We start from the raw sequence: 18,098 nt of genomic DNA, 5'->3' as shown, positions 1-18,098 counted from the left end.
ATTTTATTTAAAATTTAAATGAATTAAAATGCCTTTCGTTAGAATCAGTCTACCAAAAACGCTTTCCCTTAAAACCAAAAATAATATTTCAGAAGCGGTACATCAATCTTTGATTGAAGAATTTAATATTCCTGTAGATGATTATTTTCATGTTATTGAAGAATTAGAGTTTCATCAGATAAAATATCCTAAAAGTTATTTAGGCATTTCACATTCTGAAGAAATCGTTTATGTGCAAATAACTGCTGGACAAGGAAGAACCTTAGAACAAAAGAGAAAATTGTATCAGCAAATAGCAACAAAAATTAGTACCTCAACAGAAATTACAATCAATAATGTAATAATCGTTTTGCTCGAAAATAATGGTCTGGAAAATTGGTCTTTTGGTAATGGAGAAATTCAAGAGCCAAAGCACTTAAAGAAATAATTCTAAATATAAAAGCCCAATTCAAACAAATGAATTGGGCTTTTATATATAACTCAAATAATTATTTAAAACTTCATTCTCTGAATCCTAACCGCGTTCAGAATTGCTAAAAGTGCCACGCCAACATCTGCAAAAACAGCTTCCCACATTGTTGCAAGTCCGCCAGCGCCAAGAATTAATACAAAAGCTTTTACTACAAAAGCCAATGTAATATTTTGCCAAACAATCTTTTTAGTTTGTTTTCCGATGTTAATAGCCATTGCAATTTTACTCGGTTTATCGTCCTGAATTACAATATCAGCAGTTTCGATTGTGGCATCACTTCCTAAACCACCCATTGCAATCCCGACTGTACTTAAAGCAATTACAGGCGCATCGTTAACACCATCGCCAACAAAGGCAATCGTTTCGTTTTTAGCTTTAATTTCGTTTACTTTATTTACTTTATCTTCTGGAAGCAAATCGCCAAAAGCATTCTTAATTCCGACTTTATCAGCTACAAATTGAACAACATTAGACTTATCGCCACTTAACATCGTCAATTTTACTCCTAAAGCTTTTAGTTTAGAAACCGTTTCTTTCGCATCTTCTTTAATTTCATCCGCAATAGTCAAATAACCTGCAAATTTACCTCCGTAAGCAATTGCAATTGTAGTATAAACGATTGTTGAAGGATCGATATCATACGAAATGTTGAACTTCTCCAATAATTTAAAATTCCCGACATGCAAATCTTTCTCCTTGTATGTAGCTTTTAATCCGTGTCCTGAAATTTCTTCAATGTCTTTCAATTCTACCGAAGAATCAACGGTTCCAACATGATTATGAATTGCTGTTGCCACAGGATGAGAACTTTTATTTTCTAAAACATTAACCAGTTTTAAAATTTCGTCTTTATCAAATTCTGGTTTTATAATGACATCCTGAACTTTAAAAACGCCTTCTGTCATCGTTCCCGTTTTGTCAACTACAACATTTTGAATCGTCGAAATGCTGTCTAAGAAATTACTTCCTTTAAACAAAATTCCGTTTCTGCTTGCAGCGCCAATTCCTCCAAAATAACCAAGCGGAATACTGATAACTAAAGCACAAGGACAAGAAATAACTAAGAAAACTAATGCTCTATATAACCAATCGGCAAAAACATAATTAGACACAAAGAGCATCGGAACCAAACAAATTGCAATTGCCAAATACACTACAATTGGAGTATATATTTTTGCAAACTTTCTAATAAACAACTCCGCAGGCGCTTTTTTTGCAGTGGCATTTTGAACCAATTCCAGAATTTTAGACAATTTACTATCGCTATAAGCTGTTGTTACTTTTACTTCGATAATAGTATTTCCGTTTATCATTCCTGCCAAAACAGTATCGCCTTTCTTTTTGGTAGCCGGCTTGCTTTCTCCTGTTAAAGCAGCTGTATTTACAAAAGCAGAATCGGATAACAATTCGCCATCCAAACCTAATTTTTCTCCAGCTTTAAGCTGAATAATAGCTCCAATCTGAACGTCTTTGGCTTTGACTTTTACGGCAACATTATTTTCTAAAATATGCACCTCATCAGGACGCTGATCTAACAGTTTTTTAATGCTTGTTTTTGCTCTTTTAACTGCCATTCCTTGAAAAGTTTCTCCAATCGTATAAAACAGCATTACTGCAACACCTTCGGGATATTCGCCTATTGCAAATGCGCCAATTGTAGCAATGCACATGAGAAAAAACTCCGAAAAAACGTCTCCTTTTAAAATGCTTTCGTAAGCTTCTCGCAAAACAGGAATTCCAACAGGAAGATATGCAATTGCATACCATACAATTCTAACATATCCCGCAAACCATTCTTGCTTAAAATAGTTGTCAAAAGCAATTCCTACAATCAGTAAAACAAAAGATATTATGGATGGCAGAAACAGTTTAAAAAGACCTCCCTCTACATTGTGTTCGTGGTCGTGTCCTCCGTGATCATGTCCGTCATTTTCAGTGTGAACAGGTTCATCATGAGAACAGCAGCAGGAAGGTTTGGCTTTATTTTTTGTACTTTTTACTTCTTTATCTTGATGTATCATTTTTTGAATTTCAGATTTAATCCCGATAGCTATCGGGACAAGTTTTATGTTCACAAAACTTTGTTTAAATTATGTCCTAAATTTAAGCATTTTGTATTAAAGTTTATTGCCGCAGAGGCACTAAGTTTTTATTTAACTGTGGCGAATTAATCTCGCAAAGACGCAAAGACGCATAGTTTTTTTTGCCACAGATTAAAAGGATTAATAAGATTTAAAAAAAATCTACTAAATCTGTGCAAAATAAAAATCATGTTAATCTTTTTAATCTGTGGCAAAATTTATTCTTCAATTACCTCCAGCTTTAGCTGGAGGTTGAATAAATTTTAATTTGTAGGCTTTAGCCAAAATTCGCAAGTTTGGCTAAAGCCTTTTCTTATTGTTTTTTGTTGCCTCCAGCTAAAGCTGGAGGCAACTCAAATTAATATCTTAATCTGCTTAAAAAACTTTGTGTATTAGTACCTTCGCTGCAAAACCATTTCTTAATGCGAATGCTCTCCTCCGCCCTTCATTGCCGAAAGTAGATAAAATGCACCTTTGGTCACAATCTTAGCGTTGGCTGGAATATCATTTACAAACTTAACTTCTGTAAAACCTAAATCGGTTGTTCCTGGAATAACCTCAACAGCTTTAAAATGCACTTCTTCTTCATGAGCTTCTTCTTTTTCCCCCTCTTTATGCTCGTGTTTTTCTGCGGCCTTACCATCTTCTTGAATAAAAACAAAGTATTTATCAGCATTTCTCACGACGGCATCTTTTGGTAATGCTGGAACTGTTGCATTTACAATATTAATATTTGCAGAAACGTACATTCCTGGAATCAATCCTTTCGCATCAGCAGGATCAATTTTGGCGTGTACGGCAACCGTTTTACTTTCGTTAGAAAAAGATTTATTGATTCCGAAAATCTTTCCTTTAATTGATTTATTGGATTGATTTGTTAACACAAAATCAATTACTTGACCAATCGAAATCGAACCTAAATCTTTCTCATAAACATTCAAATCCAAATGCATCTGACTGTTATCAACGACTTCAAAAAGCGAAACTCCTGTATTTGCAAAAGCGCCTTTCGCAATATTGATTTTTCCAACAAAACCGTTTATTGGCGAAAGAATTGGTACAACTGGTGTAGATCCTTTTATATTAACATGCAAAGCATCAAGTCTATTTTTTGCTGCCTGCGCGCGAGCTTTTTCGGCCGCTAATTTGGCTTTTACTTCCTGAAAAGTCTTTCTCGGATTCACATTTTCGTCACTCAACGTTTTCTGACGATTGTATTCTAACTGCAGATATTCGACATTCGCCACCGCCGATTGGTAATCTTCCTGCATTCCTATAACTTCCAGATTTTGAATGGTTGCCAAAACTTTTCCTTTGTTTACGAATGTTCCCTCCAAAACAAAAATGTCTTTTACAGTTCCTCCAATCAAAGTCGAAACCTCAGCAGAATTTTGTGGAGGAACAGTTGTATAACCATTCGCCTTGATGATTTTATTCAGATTTCTGTCTTCTACAATTCCTGTTTCAATTCCTACTGTTTTGTATTGAGAAGCGGTTAAAGCAACTTCTGTAGTAGATTTTTCTTCTTCAGAAGTTTCTTCTACCTTTTTTTCATTGCATGCTGTTAAGGTAACCGCAAAGCACGCAAAGACAAAGCGCAAAGTACACAAGAAAACTAAACTTTGTGCTCTTTGCATAATCTTAGCGTTCTTTGCGGTTAAATTCATAAGTATATTTTTCATAATTAATTGTTTTTGATAGTTGGAAATTGAAGTTCGATAGCACTTTGATTATAGCTGTGCGTTGCCTCTGCAAATTGTTTTTTAATATCAATTGCCTGATTTAAAAAACTGATATACGACCAATAACTCATGTCTCCATTGGCATAACTTTTTTGGGCAGTTTCAATAATTTGATTGGCGTATTGCGACCCTTCATTTTGGAAATAGGCTAAATTCTTCTGCTGTTTTTCAAAGTTGTTTTTCAATTCTTCTCTTTGCAGATTCAGCATCATTTTGTTTTTGTCTAAAGCCAATTGTGACTGCGAAATACTGATTTCAGCCGCTTTTGCTTTGGTTGTATTAACTCCTCCAAACAACGGAATTTGCAATCCTGCTGTAAAACCTTGAAACAAAGATTCTGTATTTATTGTCTGAGCAAAATAGCCTAAACCTACTTTTGGCGTACGCAAAGCTTTAAATGTTCCAGCTTCTTTTTGATAGACTGATATTTGCTGCTGATAAAAATCGGTCATTAAAGCTTCAGCTGTTGTGTTTTGCTGGTTTTCTATAAAAGTGTATTGCAAAGCCGTATTCTGGTCTGGGACAATATTTTCATCTGTCTGAATGAAAAATTGCAATTGCTTCTGATAAATTGCTAAATCATATTCTAATTGCGCTTTCTGAGTTTCAATTTCTTTTACTTTAGCTTTAGCACTAATGACTTCTATATTTCCACTTTCTCCTGTTTTAAAACGCAGTTCGGCATTTTTTAGAAATTTGGTATAAATATCATTCAATTCTGAATTGAGTTTCTGAATCGAAATGCCATACAAATATTGATAATATGCCAATGTCACCGCTTTTTCAATTTCATAAGAAGACAACGCTTTTCTTTTTTCGGCCAATTTTGCCAGTTCTTCCTGCAATTGCCTGTTGGCTTTTGTAATATTCCCTAACGGAAAAAACTGTTGCACAGAAACGTTATGATCGTAATCTGCACTATTGAACTGACCGCCTTGATACTGCACTTGAAGCGGATCTGGCTGAAAAGCTGCTTTTTTAAGAACAGTTTGTTTTTCGATTTCTTTATCGGCAATTTTTAAATCGATGTTGTTTGATTTTGCCAATTCTATTGCTTTTTCAAGGCTTATAGATTGCTGTGCAAATGTTGCCGTACTTGCTAATAGGAACGCGCTTAACCGCAAAGTTCGCAAAGGGAGCGCGAAGTTCGCAACGGTTATTTTTCTTAAATTATATAGTAACTTTTTCATTTTCTTTTAAATTTTTCTTTGTGTCCTTTGCGTAAACCTTAGCGCTCTTTGCGGTTAAATCTCTCCAACAATAAATACAAAATCGGTAAAACAATTAAGGTTAATAAAGTTGCTGAGATTAATCCGCCGATTACTACGGTTGCCAAAGGTTTTTGCACCTCTGCTCCGCCACTTGTTGATAATGCCATTGGCATGAATCCTAATGAAGCTACAGCTGCAGTCATTAAAACAGGACGCAAACGCGTTTTAGTGCCAATAATAATTCGTTGAAATGCATCCGAAATACCTTCAGATTTTAATTGATTGAAATAGGAAATCAGTACAATTCCATTTAAAACTGCGATTCCAAATAAAGCAATAAAACCAATTCCTGCCGAAATACTAAACGGCATTCCTCTCAGTGAAAGCGCAAAAACACCTCCGATAGCTGATAATGGAATCGCCGTAAAAATTAATAACGCTTGTTTTACACTTTTAAAAGTAAAATACAGCAAGACTAAAATTAGTCCCAAAGCAATGGGTAAAGCGACAGAAAGTCTTTTTGAAGCTTCAATTAGATTTTCAAACTGTCCACCATAAGTCACATAATAACCCGCAGGAAGTTTGAAACTTTTATCTAGTTTCGCCTGAATTTCTTCCACAACACTTTTAATATCTCTTCCACGAACGTTTAATCCAACTGTAATTCTTCGTTTTCCGTCTTCGCGGATAACCTGTACAGGGCCTTGCTCGTATTCAACTGAAGCAACTTGTGATAAAGGAACTTGTTGTCCACTCGGAAGCGGAATAAACAAATTGCTCACATCGGTAATATCGCCACGATTGTTTTCATCCATTCTTACGACAACATCAAATCTTTTGCTTTCGTCATAAATCTTTCCTGCAACTTCTCCTGCAAAAGACGAACGAATGATTTGATTGATGTCTGAAATATTCAATCCGTAAAGAGCGATTTTATCATAATCGTATTTAATTGTAATTTGTGGCAGTCCTGTAACTTTATCGGCTTTTAAATCTCCTATTCCTTCAATTCCTTTTATTTTCGATATTAATTCTGTTGCCTTGGCGTCTAGAATTTCCAAATCATCACCAAAAATCTTGATTGCAATATCAGATCGACTTCCTGTCATTAATTCGTTAAAACGCATCTGAATTGGCTGAGAGATTTCGATATTTGCTCCTGGAATAATTTCCATTTCCTTTTTCATGGCGTTTGCCAATTCTTCCCAATTGTGGTATTTACCTTTCCATTCTTTTTTGTCTTTTAGAACAATAATCAAATCGCCGCTTTCAATTGGCATTGGATCAGTTGGGATCTCACCGCTTCCTATTTTGGTTACGATGGTTTTGATTTCTGGGAATTTGGCTTTTAGAATCTGTTCGTATTTAGTAGTCGTTTCAACCATTTGTGTGAGTGAACTTCCTGTCATAATTGTAGCATTGATTGCTAAATCGCCTTCTTCGATTGTTGGAATAAATTCACCTCCCATATTTTGAAAAATGATAAACGCTAAAGCAAATAATGCAACGGCAATAGAAAGCACCACTTTTTTAAATTCTAGAGCTTTTTTTAATAACGGCGTATAACGGCTTTCTAACCAAGCAATCATTCGGTCGCTGAAGTTTTCTTTGTGTTCTGTCTTTTTGGAAAGAAACAAAGCACTCATCATCGGAATATAAGTCAGCGAAAGGATAAAAGCTCCAATAATCGCAAAACCAACCGTCATCGCCATTGGTTTAAACATTTTTCCTTCGGTTCCAATTAAAGCTAAGATTGGCAAATAAACTATAAGAATGATAATTTCACCAAAAGCGGCACTATTTCTAATTTTTGAAGCCGAATTATAGACTTCTTCGTCCATTTCTTCCTGCGTTAGTTCTTTTTTGTTTTTGAATTTCTGCAGATGGTGCATCGTTGCCTCGACGATAATGACGGCTCCGTCGACAATAATTCCGAAATCTATGGCACCAAGACTCATTAAATTTCCGCTTACGCCAAAGGCATTCATGAGAATCACAGCAAACAACATTGCTAACGGAATAACCGAAGCAACGATTAATCCTGCACGAAGATTTCCTAAGAATAAAATCAAAACAAAAATCACGATTAATGCTCCTTCTAATAAATTCTTAGCAACGGTTTTTATAGAATTATCTACGAGTTTTCCTCTATCAATAAAAGCTTCGGCAACAACTCCCTCGGGAAGACTTTTATTTATTTGCTCCATTTTTTCGTGAACACGATTTACAACAGCGCTAGAGTTCTCTCCTTTTAACATCAAAACCATTCCCGAAACGATTTCTCCTTTCCCGTCTTTTGTTGATGCTCCATAACGCAACGCAACGCCTTCACGAACTTGCGCAACATTTCGAACCAAAACTGGCGAACCATTTCGGTTTTTTACGACGACATTTTCAAGGTCTTTTACGCCTTTTGCCATTCCGACACCGCGAATAAAATAAGTGTATTGATCTTTTTCGATATAAGCGCCGCCTGTATTTTGATTGTTTTTTTCTAAAGCATCAAAAATTTCGGTAATTGTTACCCCCAAACTATTGAGCATATTGGGATTTACGGCTATTTCGAATTGTTTTAGTTTTCCGCCCCAAGTACTTACTTCGGCGACACCTTTAATTCCTTGCAATTGCGGAATAATAATCCAATCTTGAATGGTACGCAGTTCTACAGCGCTGTATTTGTTTTCGTAACCTTTTTTAGCGTAGACATCGTATTGATAAATCTCTCCTAAACCTGTAGAAATTGGTGCTAATTCGGGAGAATTTACATAATCTGGAATGTTTTCTTCGGCTTGTTTTAGACGCTGGAAAATTTGCTCGCGAGCCCAGTAAATATCGACATCGTCCTCAAAAACAACAGTTACAACTGATAATCCAAAACGGGAAATACTGCGAAGTTCTATCACATCTGGAACTGTTTTTACAGCTCTTTCTAAAGGATACGTAATTAATTGTTCGACTTCCTGGCTTGCCAATGTTGGCGCCGTTGTAATAATCTGAACTTGATTGTTGGTTACATCTGGTAATGCATCCAATGGTAATTTTTTAAGCGAATAGCTTCCCCAAGCAATTAGTGCAAGGGTAAATAATAGTATTACGAATTTGTTTCGTATACTAAACTGTATGATTTTATCTAACATTTGAATATATAATGACGTGAGAAATTAGACAATTAAATTGCCTGTAAACGTGTGGAAAATCCACAACTCTCTCGCCCGTTTCGATTTTCATCGACCAGGCATAATCATTATGCTATTTGAGGGGGTTGCCAAATACTTCCGTAGAAATTGGAAATAAAAACAGAATTATAACTTGGTAAAGCTATTGAAATTTGATTGTAAGTTTTAGGGAATTCAAAAGTTACAGCAGAATGGTAACTTAAAACCTGTGCACCGCAACAGTTACAGACACAAAATGGAGAACATAAATCATTTGCTTTATCATGCGAATGATTATCTTCTGAAGTAAACTGAGCTGTTTTATGCATGGCACTGTTTACTTCCATATCCGCGCATGGCATATTAGATAATGCCATTAGGTAAATTGATAATATGATTGTTATCCATTTCACAGCTGTAAAAGTACAATTTATTTTTATTTTTTTTTCAGTTAATTAAAATTGATGATAGTAAAAATAAAATACTAGTTAATGACCTGACAATTATTTCAATAGATTTTTTATTTTCTTTAAAAACTTTGTTGGAGGTAAGAAAATTTCGTTAACTTTAACAATAATTAACAATTCTTTAAGTCCCTCATTTTAACCTTTAAAAACACTTTTTCTATACGCCAAAAAAAATAAGCAGAGATTTCTTTACAAACATTAGTACAATTTATTTTTCGCAGTTTAATTAATTTTTAATACTCTAATCAATGAAATGTAAGACACTAATATCAGCCTCTTTATTATTTTTCAGCATACAGATTTTTGGACAAGTTTATACCGACAAAATTGTTGGAAAAAAAAATGAAGATTTAAAAGACAGTCTTAAAGTAGAAAAATACCCCTACGCTCTTCCTATCTGGGGCGAAAAAGTAGCCCAAAAAGGCTATAAACTTCCTTACTCCGCTGGAGTATCTGTAAATTATTTTTGGCAAACCTCTGATATAATTATCAATAATTTAAATGTTGGTTTTAATAATGGGCCTCAGTATAATTTGGATGAGATCGTTCGTTTTGACAAATCTTATGTTGAAGCTGGAGCGCTTACTATTCGTCCAGATATATGGCTACTTCCTTTTTTAAATATCTATGGCATCTTTGGAAAAGCCAATACTTCAACAAACATCAATGCCGGAATTTACGTTCCGGATGCTGATAATAACTGGTCAGAAGTTGCTCATTTTACTACAAAAGCAAACTTTAATGCTACAACTTTCGGTATTGGTATGACTCCCACAATTGGTATTGGCGGAGGCTGGTTTGCACTTGATATGAATATGGCTTGGACCGACATAAGTTCGCTTGATAAACCTGCTTTCTCATATATCTTCGGTCCACGATTTGGTAAGACTTTTAAATTCAATAAACCAGATACAAATATAGCAGTTTGGGTCGGAGGTTTTAGAGTACACATTTCTGGAGACACTAATGGAAATTTGCCATTGTCTAATTTTATTGATCTTACCGGTGCGCAGGCTAAAGTGGATAGCGGTCTTCAAAAAGTATCCGAAAACCAAACAAAAGTAGATAACTGGTGGGATGGCTTGACTCCAGCTGAACAAAAAAATCCAGTCAATATTGCCAAGCACAACACGGCAGACAGAGCTTTAGACAGAGCAGGGACAATTCTTGCAACTCTGGATGGAGCATTGAGTACGGCCGAAAGCTCGTCTGTTCAATATTCTCTTCAAAAAAGGCCTAAAGACATGTGGAACTTTATTGTTGGATCGCAGTATCAATTCAGCAGACATATTATGTTTCGTGCAGAATGCGGTTTCTTAGGCTCACGTACACAAGTTCTGGGCAGTCTTCAGTATCGTTTTGGACTTTAATTCAGAAATCATATGAAAAAAGGTTTTCTAATCTTTGTCACTTTTTTTTGTATTAGCACAGCACAATCCCAAGTCTTGATTTCCTTAATATTTGGAGATAAACTCAATTCGCAGTTTTTAGAGTTTGGTCTTGAAGGTGGCGCTAATTTTTCTACCATTTCAAATATGGGATCTTCCGCCTTAAATCCAGGTTTCAATCTTGGTTTTTATTTTGATTTAAGATCTAGAAAAAATCCAGCGTGGATGATCAATACAGGAGTAATTGTAAAATCGCCTATGGGAGCCAAAGATATTCCAGTATATTCTTTAAACGATGAAAATTTGGACAATACTTTTGCAGGTGGACACGTTAATCGCGAGATACGTTATTTTAATGTTCCTATATTAATTAAATATCAATTTAAGAATAATATCTACCTTAAAGCGGGTCCACAATTTGGATTATTAGCCAAAGCATTTGATGAGTTTAAAAATGAAATTAACAGCGACGATGTGGTCTACAAAAAGAACATTCGTGATCAAATTCATGTTATTGATGCTGGACTTGCATTTGGCGCCGGTTATCATTTGAATGTTGGACATGGCTTAAATCTAACAGTTCAATATTATTACGGGCTTGTTACTGTAATGAAAGGAGATGGACCAAACAATCAATATAACAGATCTTTGTATGTTACAGCAGGACTACCTATCGGAAAAGGAAAAGCTGCACAAAAAAGAGCTGAAAAAGAAGCTGAACTTAACAAAGTGGTTCTGCCAGAAGATGAAAAATAATATCTTTTATTCTTCCTGATTGATTTCTTTTATAAATTCAAGAATCTCATCGGTGCTTAAAACAAAATCAGGTACTGTATGCAAAATGGCATTATTGGGCATAAAAGGCATGTCTGCAGAAAGCGGATTCTGGACAACGCTTATTCCGCCAAATGCCTGAATAGCCCTCAATCCGATTGTTCCATCAGAATTGGAACCCGAAAGTAAAATTCCGATCAAATGATTGCCATATATTTCTGCTGCAGACTCAAATGAGACGTCAATACTTGGTCTGCTGTAGTTTATTTTTTCTGAAGTGTCTAAAGACAGTGTTTCGTTTCTTTCAAATAATAAATGATAATTGGACGGCGCGATATAGATAAATCCTGGTTCTAGTTTTACCTTGTCTTCTACTTCTTTTACTATTATTTGCGATTTTAAGGCAATTAAATCTTCTAAGGTTTGTTCATCTGAATTTTTTCTATGAACTACTATTACAATGGCAAAAGAAGTAGGCTTTTCTATAAAAGGCAAAATTTGCAATAATGCCTGTAAGCTTCCTGCCGAACCTCCAATTATAATTACTTTACAATTTGTTATTCTCTTACTTTTCTCCATATTTTCTCTTTAGCAAATTGTTTATATTTGGTTTGAGATATAGAATATTTTATCGTTTCTTTTGTTCCGAGTGCCAAAAATCCTAGAACAGCCAAGCTATCATCAAATAGATTTACAACTCTCTTTTGCAGATTATTATCAAAATAAATTAAAACATTACGGCACAAAATAAGGTCAAACTCATTAAACGAATTGTCTGAGACTAAGTTATGCTGTGAGAAAACCATTTTCTCAGAAAGACTCTCGTTAAACTTTGCAAAACCATAATTGGCAATGTAATAATCTGAAAAATCCTGTTGTCCACCTGCATCGCGATAATTGTCTGCGTAATCTTTTATCATTCGTAACGGAAAAATACCGCTTTTGGCTGTTTCTAGCACAGATGCATTTATATCTGTAGCATATAATATTGATTTATGAAGCAAGCCTTCTTCTTTCAACATAATTGCCATAGAATATACTTCTTCTCCCGTAGAACAGCCTGCATGCCAAATACGAATAAAAGGCTTGGGGCCTAAAAGTGGTAGGACTTCTTTTCTTAATGTTAGATAAAATGATGGATCACGAAACATCTCGGTTACATTAACCGTGATTTCGTCTATCATTCTTTTGTAATATTCTGGATCTGTGCGGATTTTAGATAAAAACTCATGAAAATGTTTAAATCCATCTAAATAAAAAACCCGACTTACTCGTCGTTTAAGTGAAGCTCTCGAATAACTTCCAAAATCAAAACCATAATATTCGTAAACATCATTTATAAGAGTTTCTAATTCAATATCTTCAATCATAATTCATTTAGATTTCTTCCAAAATCTGAAGTAATTTATCAACATCTACTGGTTTAGAGATGTAGGCGTCTGCTCCAGCTTGTAAACATTTTTCTCTGTCTCCTGCCATTGCCTGTGCTGTAACGGCAATTATTAAGGTAGATTCTTGCGACGGAATTTCTTTTATAAGCGGAATTGCCTCATAACCATCCATTTCTGGCATCATCATATCGATTAAAACTGCATCTATAGACGAGTCTTCTTTTAGTATTTTTAGAGCCTCTTCGGCGCTTAAGCAAGATAAACAATCATACGATTTTGCTTTTAAAGTGTTTACTAAAGCAAAAATATTCCTCGAATCATCATCTACGATCAAAACACGTTTCTTTCCCATTTACAGCATTTTAAAGATTAGATTTTATCATAAAGCCACACTCGCAATAACGATAAAAGCTGGTCTACATCGACAGGTTTTGTAATATAATCTGAAGCACCAGCTTTAATACATTTTTCTCTGTCTCCAGTCATTGCTTTTGCCGTTACAGCTATTACAGCTAAGTTAAGGAATTTCGGGTTACTTCTTATCTTTTCTGCTGTTTCGTAGCCATCCATATTAGGCATCATCATATCTAGCAACACCACATCTGTATCTGGGTTTTCATCTAAAATTTTAATAGCCTCTTTTCCATCAAAAGCTGTAATTACATTCATTTTAAAGGCTTCTAAGGCTTTTGAAAGCGAATATATATTTCGTACATCATCGTCTACAATTAATACTTTTTTCTCAAACAAAATATTATTTAGCGAATTCAGCTTTTTGTGGTTTTCCTTTGCTGTACCTTCTTTCTTTTCTTCTACTAAGTGAAGGAAAAGCGAAACCTCATCTAGCATTCTTTGGTATGAATGGGCCGTTTTTACAATAATAGAATCGGCATATTTTCTAATTTTCAGTTCTTCCTTTATAGACAAACTTTTTCCTGTAAAGACAATTACAGGAAGATTTTCTAATCCTGGACTTTTCTTAACTCCATCTAGAATTTCGTAGGCTTGTTTATCTGGGATTCCCATATCAAGAATTACGCAATCTACCTCTTCTTTTCCTAAAGCCGATAAACCTGCCGAAACTTCACTCTTAATTTCCGAATTGATATTATACGTTTCTAAGAAATAAGCCAAAGCTTTTGCGTGTTTCGGATTATCTTCAATAATTAAAACCTTCTGAGATTCTTTATTGATGATGTGCTCAATTCGCATAAAAACTTCCGGAATCTTGTCAAACGCAACTGGTTTATCTAAGAAATCTACAGCTCCTTTTAGCAAGCTTTCTTGCTTCAATTTATGCGATGACATAATGTGCACCGAAATATGTTTAGTGTGCGAATTATTCTTCAATTCTTCCAAAACTTCCCAACCGCTTTTAATTGGCAATTCGATATCTAATAAAATACCAATTGGTCTATAGATTAAGGCAAAATTTAAAGCATAATCTCCTCTTACAGCAACAACGCCTTTGTAACCTTTTTTCTGTGTAAAAGCTAATAATGATTTAGCAAAATTAATATCATCTTCTACAATCAAAATTACTTTGTCGCCTTCTACAATAGAATTTCTGTCGTCTTCAATTTCTGCTGGCACAACATCGCTAATGTATCTTGGTTTTTGTTCTTCATTTTCAGATTGAACTTCAATTTCTTCTGCCTCTGGAATTTTATTTACTGACACTTTATTGATTGCAAATCCTAATACAGGCAGACATAACGTAAACGTACTTCCTTCGTTTACTTTGCTGTGCAGGATGATTTCTCCTCTCAATAATTTAGCTAGTTCACGGCTAATTGACAATCCTAAACCTGTTCCTCCGTATTTGCGTTTTGTAGAACCATCAGCTTGCTGGAAAGCTTCAAAAATTAATGGCTGTTTTTCTAACGGAATTCCAATTCCGGTATCTTTTACAATAAAGCAGATTATTTTATCGTCGTCTGTATCAACCTTAATTTCAAGAGATACAGTTCCTTTTTCTGTAAATTTAATCGCATTTGAGATCAAGTTTTTTAGAATTTGCTCCAAACGCATTTTATCGGTTTTGATAACAATTGGTGCTTCTTTGGCAATAATTTCAAAGTTGATATTTTTCTCTTTTGCTACCAGATAAAACAAATTATAAAGCGTGTCTGTAATCTCTTTTGTCGAAACATCTAAGAACTCTAAATCCATTTTACCAGCTTCAATTTTAGATAAATCCAGAATTTCATCGATTAATCCTAATAAACTGTTTCCTGAACTCTGAATTACTTTTGCAAATTCAATTTCTTCATTGTTCATTGTTTTATTGTTGTTTTCAGAAAGCAAACGGCTCAATAATAAAATCGAGTTTAAAGGCGTTCTCAACTCATGCGACATATTAGCTAAAAACTCTGATTTGTAGCGAGTTGTTAATTCTAAAGCCTCTGATTTCTTCTGAATTTCTGTATTTTTTTCTTCTAATAAAACACTTCTTTCTGATAGCTCTTCATTTGTTTGCTCCAATTCTTCCTGCTGTACGCGAAGTTCTTCTTCTGATGCTTGCAGTTTTTCAGTTTGTGCTTCCAATTCTGCATTTATAGCTTCCAATTCGCTGTGCTGAATTTGTAATTCTTCTGCTTGCGATTTGGTTTCTTCCAACAATTCTAAGACACGTTTACGATTTTGAGTCGCTTTCAGGGCAATTCCAATATTATTGGCTACAATGTTTAAAAATTCCAATTGCAGTACAGAAAAACCATAAATACTTGCCAATTCTACTGCTCCTTCTACTTTGAAATCCATAAGCGGAAGCGCTACAATATGAGTTGGTTTTATTTCGCCTAAAGCGTAATTAATTTGAATATCATCTGGCGAAAGTGTTTTCAATTCCAGCATTTTTCCCGAAACAATTGCCTGTCCGATTAAGCCTTCACCTTTCTTAATTCTTTCTCTATTTTTACTCGGAATATAACTGTATCCACCAGAAATTGTCATTTCTTCTCCGTCCAAAACATACAAAACTCCAGCGCTGCTGTTGGTATATTGGCACAAAAATTCGATTACATCTTTAGATAACTTCTGGATTGTTTTTTCTCCCAACATTTTATCATTTAAAGTCGCAACACCAGATTGAAGCCATTCTTTTTGAGATAATAAGTCGAACGAATTTTTTAGCGAATTTTTCATTTCATGAATAGAAGCTCCAAGCGCACCTAAAGTATCCGCTTTTCGATCATCGATTTGAACATCGTAATTTCCTTTAGAAATTTGTGTCGCAATACCGCCAATTACTTGCAATCTATCAGCTGTTTCTTTATCCTTTTTTATTAATTCTTGTTGCAATAAAGTTCTTTCATTGTAATCTTTCAGAATTCTAATCAGGAAAACTATAGAAATAAGGAAGGCAATAAAGAAAGCAATCGCAATTAAAGCCAAACTATATCTGCCATAACGCTCCGAATTTGAATTGCGTTCATCTAAAAGCTTTTGTTCTGTATTTTCGACCTTTTTAATGATTGCACGCATTTCGTTCATCATATTTCGGCCCTCATTCAAATCAAAAATCAGTATTTGCTTGCTTAATCGTTTTTTTACAATCTGATTGTTTAGATATTTAAAGAAAGCTGAACGTTTGTCGCGCAATTCTTCTAGTAATTTAGTTTGCGAAGGATTATCAGCTGTTAAACCATCCAATTTTTCAAAATAAGCATTGGCTTTGGCTTCAGAATCATTAAAACGGCCAACAAATTGCTCGTCACCTGTAAGCAAATATCCTCTCATGCTTGTTTGAGCTTCGGTAAGAATTGAGGAACCTTCATTTAGGTTGTAAATTACATCCTGAGTATGATTGACCCAAAAATTGCTGTTTAAAAGACTTTTAATACTTATAAACGAAGCAACCGAGCTAATGGTAAGTACAAGCAATGAAACTAGCGAACTAATTAATAAATTCCTTTTAAAATTACCGTTCATATATGTCTAATTATTTTAATTCGTATTTTAAAGGAAGCACAATAATAAAGCTTGCTCCCTCGCCTAATTTGCTTTTCGCAGTGATTAATCCGTTATGTTTTTCTATTATTTTTTTTGCAATCGCGAGTCCAATTCCTGTTCCTTCGTAACTTTGGCGGTCATTCAAGCTTTGAAAGATAATAAAAATACGGTCAAGATAAATTTCGTCAAAACCAATTCCGTTATCTTTTACCATAATTCTGCAGAATTTGCCATCTGGTGAAGTCGGGCTATCTATTGATTTTTCTAAAATAGTTTCAGAAGTAATCTCGATTACGGGTTTATATTCACTTCCAGAGAACTTCAAAGCATTTCCTATCAGATTTTGAAAAACCTGACGCATTTGACTCGGAATGCTATCTACTGTTGGAAGTTCGTTTGTTTTAATTGTAGCGTTTTTGCGTTCAATTAAATAATCAAAATCGCCCAATACCTCTTGTAAAACAACATTTAAATCGGTTCTTTCTGGTTTTACTTGAGCCGAAAGTCTAGAATAAGCTAACAAATCGGTAATTAAAGTCTGCATTCTTTCTGCCGATTTTATTGTCCTATCCACATAATCGATAGCTTTGTCGTCTGCTTTTAGATAAAGATCTTTTATTATTTTGATGAAGATTTGAATCTTTCTAATGGGTTCGTTTAAATCGTGCGATACTACCCAAGAAAACTGTTGCAATTCGTGATTTCGAAGCTCTAATTCTTCATTTTTCTGAACCAATTCTTTTGTTCTTTCTGCAATTTTGATTTCGAGATTGTCCTGCGCTTCTTTTCTAATTTTGATTTCTTTAGAAAGCAGATCTTTCATCGCTTTAAGTTCGTTCTGCTGTTCGTAGATTTTAATGAAGGTTTTTACTTTCAGTATCAGTAAATCGCTATCTACTGGTTTGGTAATATATTCAACAGCACCAGTTTCATAACCTTTAAATATGTATTTTTTCTCTGTGTTAAGTGCAGAAAGAAAAATAACAGGTATATCTTTTGTGCGTTTATTTCCAGAAAGAATTTTTACTACCTCAAAGCCATCAAGTCCAGGCATTTGAACATCCATAATAATAAGGCAGTAATCTGTTTTAAGGATTTTTTTGAGCGCTTCTTCACCAGATTCGGCACTATCAACATCGATATTATGCAGTTCTAATGTTTTCTTCAGGGCAATAATATTGGCCCTTATATCGTCTACAATTAATACCATGTCGGAAAGCTAAATCGGTTGTAAATCAAAATAATTGAATTTAAAATAAATATAAATATTTTCTTATTTTTTTAATGAATTGCAAAGTGCACCTCTTAAAAATGGTGCAGAAATTCTCAAATGTATAAAAAAAATAACGGGGAGGTTTTTTATTTAAACCGTAAATAGTTACAAAATTCCCATCTTTTCTAATCAGTTTGGAGATTCTACATGATTCTTAACTTATTAGAAATTTCTTATTCTTTAACATTTT

Annotated in this window: 13 protein-coding genes; 3 read left to right on the top strand and 10 right to left on the bottom strand. The window is 34.5% G+C overall.

Annotated features, from left to right (window positions below; genetic code table 11):
* Nucleotides 1-28 precede the first annotated feature (28 nt).
* A complete protein-coding gene (locus AC1Q5Z_RS04175) occupies nucleotides 29-427 on the top strand; it encodes a tautomerase family protein (protein WP_343585803.1) in 399 nt (132 codons plus the stop codon).
* Nucleotides 428-492: 65 nt separating this feature from the next.
* On the opposite strand, the gene AC1Q5Z_RS04170 is transcribed toward AC1Q5Z_RS04175, so the two are convergent.
* The 5 genes from AC1Q5Z_RS04170 to AC1Q5Z_RS04150 all read right to left on the bottom strand — a co-directional run bounded on the left by AC1Q5Z_RS04170 (nucleotide 493) and on the right by AC1Q5Z_RS04150 (nucleotide 9,074).
* Complete coding sequence (locus tag AC1Q5Z_RS04170; RefSeq protein WP_492443871.1) at nucleotides 493-2,493, bottom strand: heavy metal translocating P-type ATPase; 2,001 nt, start codon at nucleotides 2,491-2,493, stop codon at nucleotides 493-495.
* 479 nt (nucleotides 2,494-2,972) lie between these two features.
* Entirely contained in the window at nucleotides 2,973-4,235 is a 1,263-nt protein-coding gene (locus tag AC1Q5Z_RS04165; RefSeq protein ID WP_492443870.1) for an efflux RND transporter periplasmic adaptor subunit, read from the bottom strand.
* Nucleotides 4,236-4,237: 2 nt separating this feature from the next.
* On the bottom strand, nucleotides 4,238-5,485 hold the full coding sequence (locus AC1Q5Z_RS04160) for a TolC family protein (RefSeq protein ID WP_343585796.1): 1,248 nt from the start codon (nucleotides 5,483-5,485) through the stop codon (nucleotides 4,238-4,240).
* Between the two features lie 38 nt (nucleotides 5,486-5,523).
* Nucleotides 5,524-8,643 carry an efflux RND transporter permease subunit gene (locus AC1Q5Z_RS04155; protein ID WP_343585794.1) on the bottom strand — a complete coding sequence of 1,040 codons (3,120 nt, stop codon included), beginning with the start codon at nucleotides 8,641-8,643 and terminating at the stop codon, nucleotides 5,524-5,526.
* Nucleotides 8,644-8,750: 107 nt separating this feature from the next.
* Complete coding sequence (locus AC1Q5Z_RS04150) at nucleotides 8,751-9,074, bottom strand: DUF6660 family protein (RefSeq protein ID WP_198855996.1); 324 nt, start codon at nucleotides 9,072-9,074, stop codon at nucleotides 8,751-8,753.
* 302 nt (nucleotides 9,075-9,376) lie between these two features.
* On the opposite strand from AC1Q5Z_RS04150, the gene AC1Q5Z_RS04145 reads away from it, so the two are divergent.
* Together AC1Q5Z_RS04145 and AC1Q5Z_RS04140 are read left to right on the top strand one after the other, a co-directional pair.
* Nucleotides 9,377-10,498 carry a hypothetical protein gene (locus AC1Q5Z_RS04145; RefSeq protein ID WP_278021969.1) on the top strand — a complete coding sequence of 374 codons (1,122 nt, stop codon included), beginning with the start codon at nucleotides 9,377-9,379 and terminating at the stop codon, nucleotides 10,496-10,498.
* 75 nt (nucleotides 10,499-10,573) lie between these two features.
* Nucleotides 10,574-11,272, top strand: a complete 699-nt coding sequence (locus tag AC1Q5Z_RS04140; protein ID WP_278021970.1) for a porin family protein — start codon at nucleotides 10,574-10,576, stop codon at nucleotides 11,270-11,272.
* Nucleotides 11,273-11,278: 6 nt separating this feature from the next.
* Here the strand turns inward: AC1Q5Z_RS04140 and AC1Q5Z_RS04135 are convergent, their stop codons facing one another.
* The 5 genes from AC1Q5Z_RS04135 to AC1Q5Z_RS04115 are packed head-to-tail and all read right to left on the bottom strand — an operon-like array spanning nucleotide 11,279 to nucleotide 17,845.
* A complete protein-coding gene (locus AC1Q5Z_RS04135) occupies nucleotides 11,279-11,869 on the bottom strand; it encodes a chemotaxis protein CheB (RefSeq protein ID WP_492443869.1) in 591 nt (196 codons plus the stop codon).
* A complete protein-coding gene (locus AC1Q5Z_RS04130) occupies nucleotides 11,848-12,660 on the bottom strand; it encodes a CheR family methyltransferase (RefSeq protein ID WP_343585784.1) in 813 nt (270 codons plus the stop codon). The genes AC1Q5Z_RS04135 and AC1Q5Z_RS04130 overlap by 22 nt, the downstream gene beginning before the upstream one ends.
* Before the next feature lie 7 nt (nucleotides 12,661-12,667).
* Nucleotides 12,668-13,033, bottom strand: coding sequence for a response regulator (locus AC1Q5Z_RS04125; protein WP_343585782.1), 366 nt, complete (start codon nucleotides 13,031-13,033; stop codon nucleotides 12,668-12,670).
* A gap of 17 nt (nucleotides 13,034-13,050) precedes the next feature.
* Nucleotides 13,051-16,614 (bottom strand): response regulator, encoded by a 3,564-nt coding sequence (locus AC1Q5Z_RS04120; protein ID WP_198856002.1) that lies wholly within the window; start codon nucleotides 16,612-16,614, stop codon nucleotides 13,051-13,053.
* A gap of 10 nt (nucleotides 16,615-16,624) precedes the next feature.
* The gene (locus AC1Q5Z_RS04115) at nucleotides 16,625-17,845 is read right to left on the bottom strand and encodes a hybrid sensor histidine kinase/response regulator (protein ID WP_198856003.1); all 1,221 of its coding nucleotides are present in this window, start codon (nucleotides 17,843-17,845) and stop codon (nucleotides 16,625-16,627) included.
* Nucleotides 17,846-18,098 lie beyond the last annotated feature (253 nt).

The organism is Flavobacterium sp. GW823-FHT06G12, from assembly GCF_058794775.1.
This window is presented reverse-complemented; position numbering and strand designations above follow the sequence as displayed.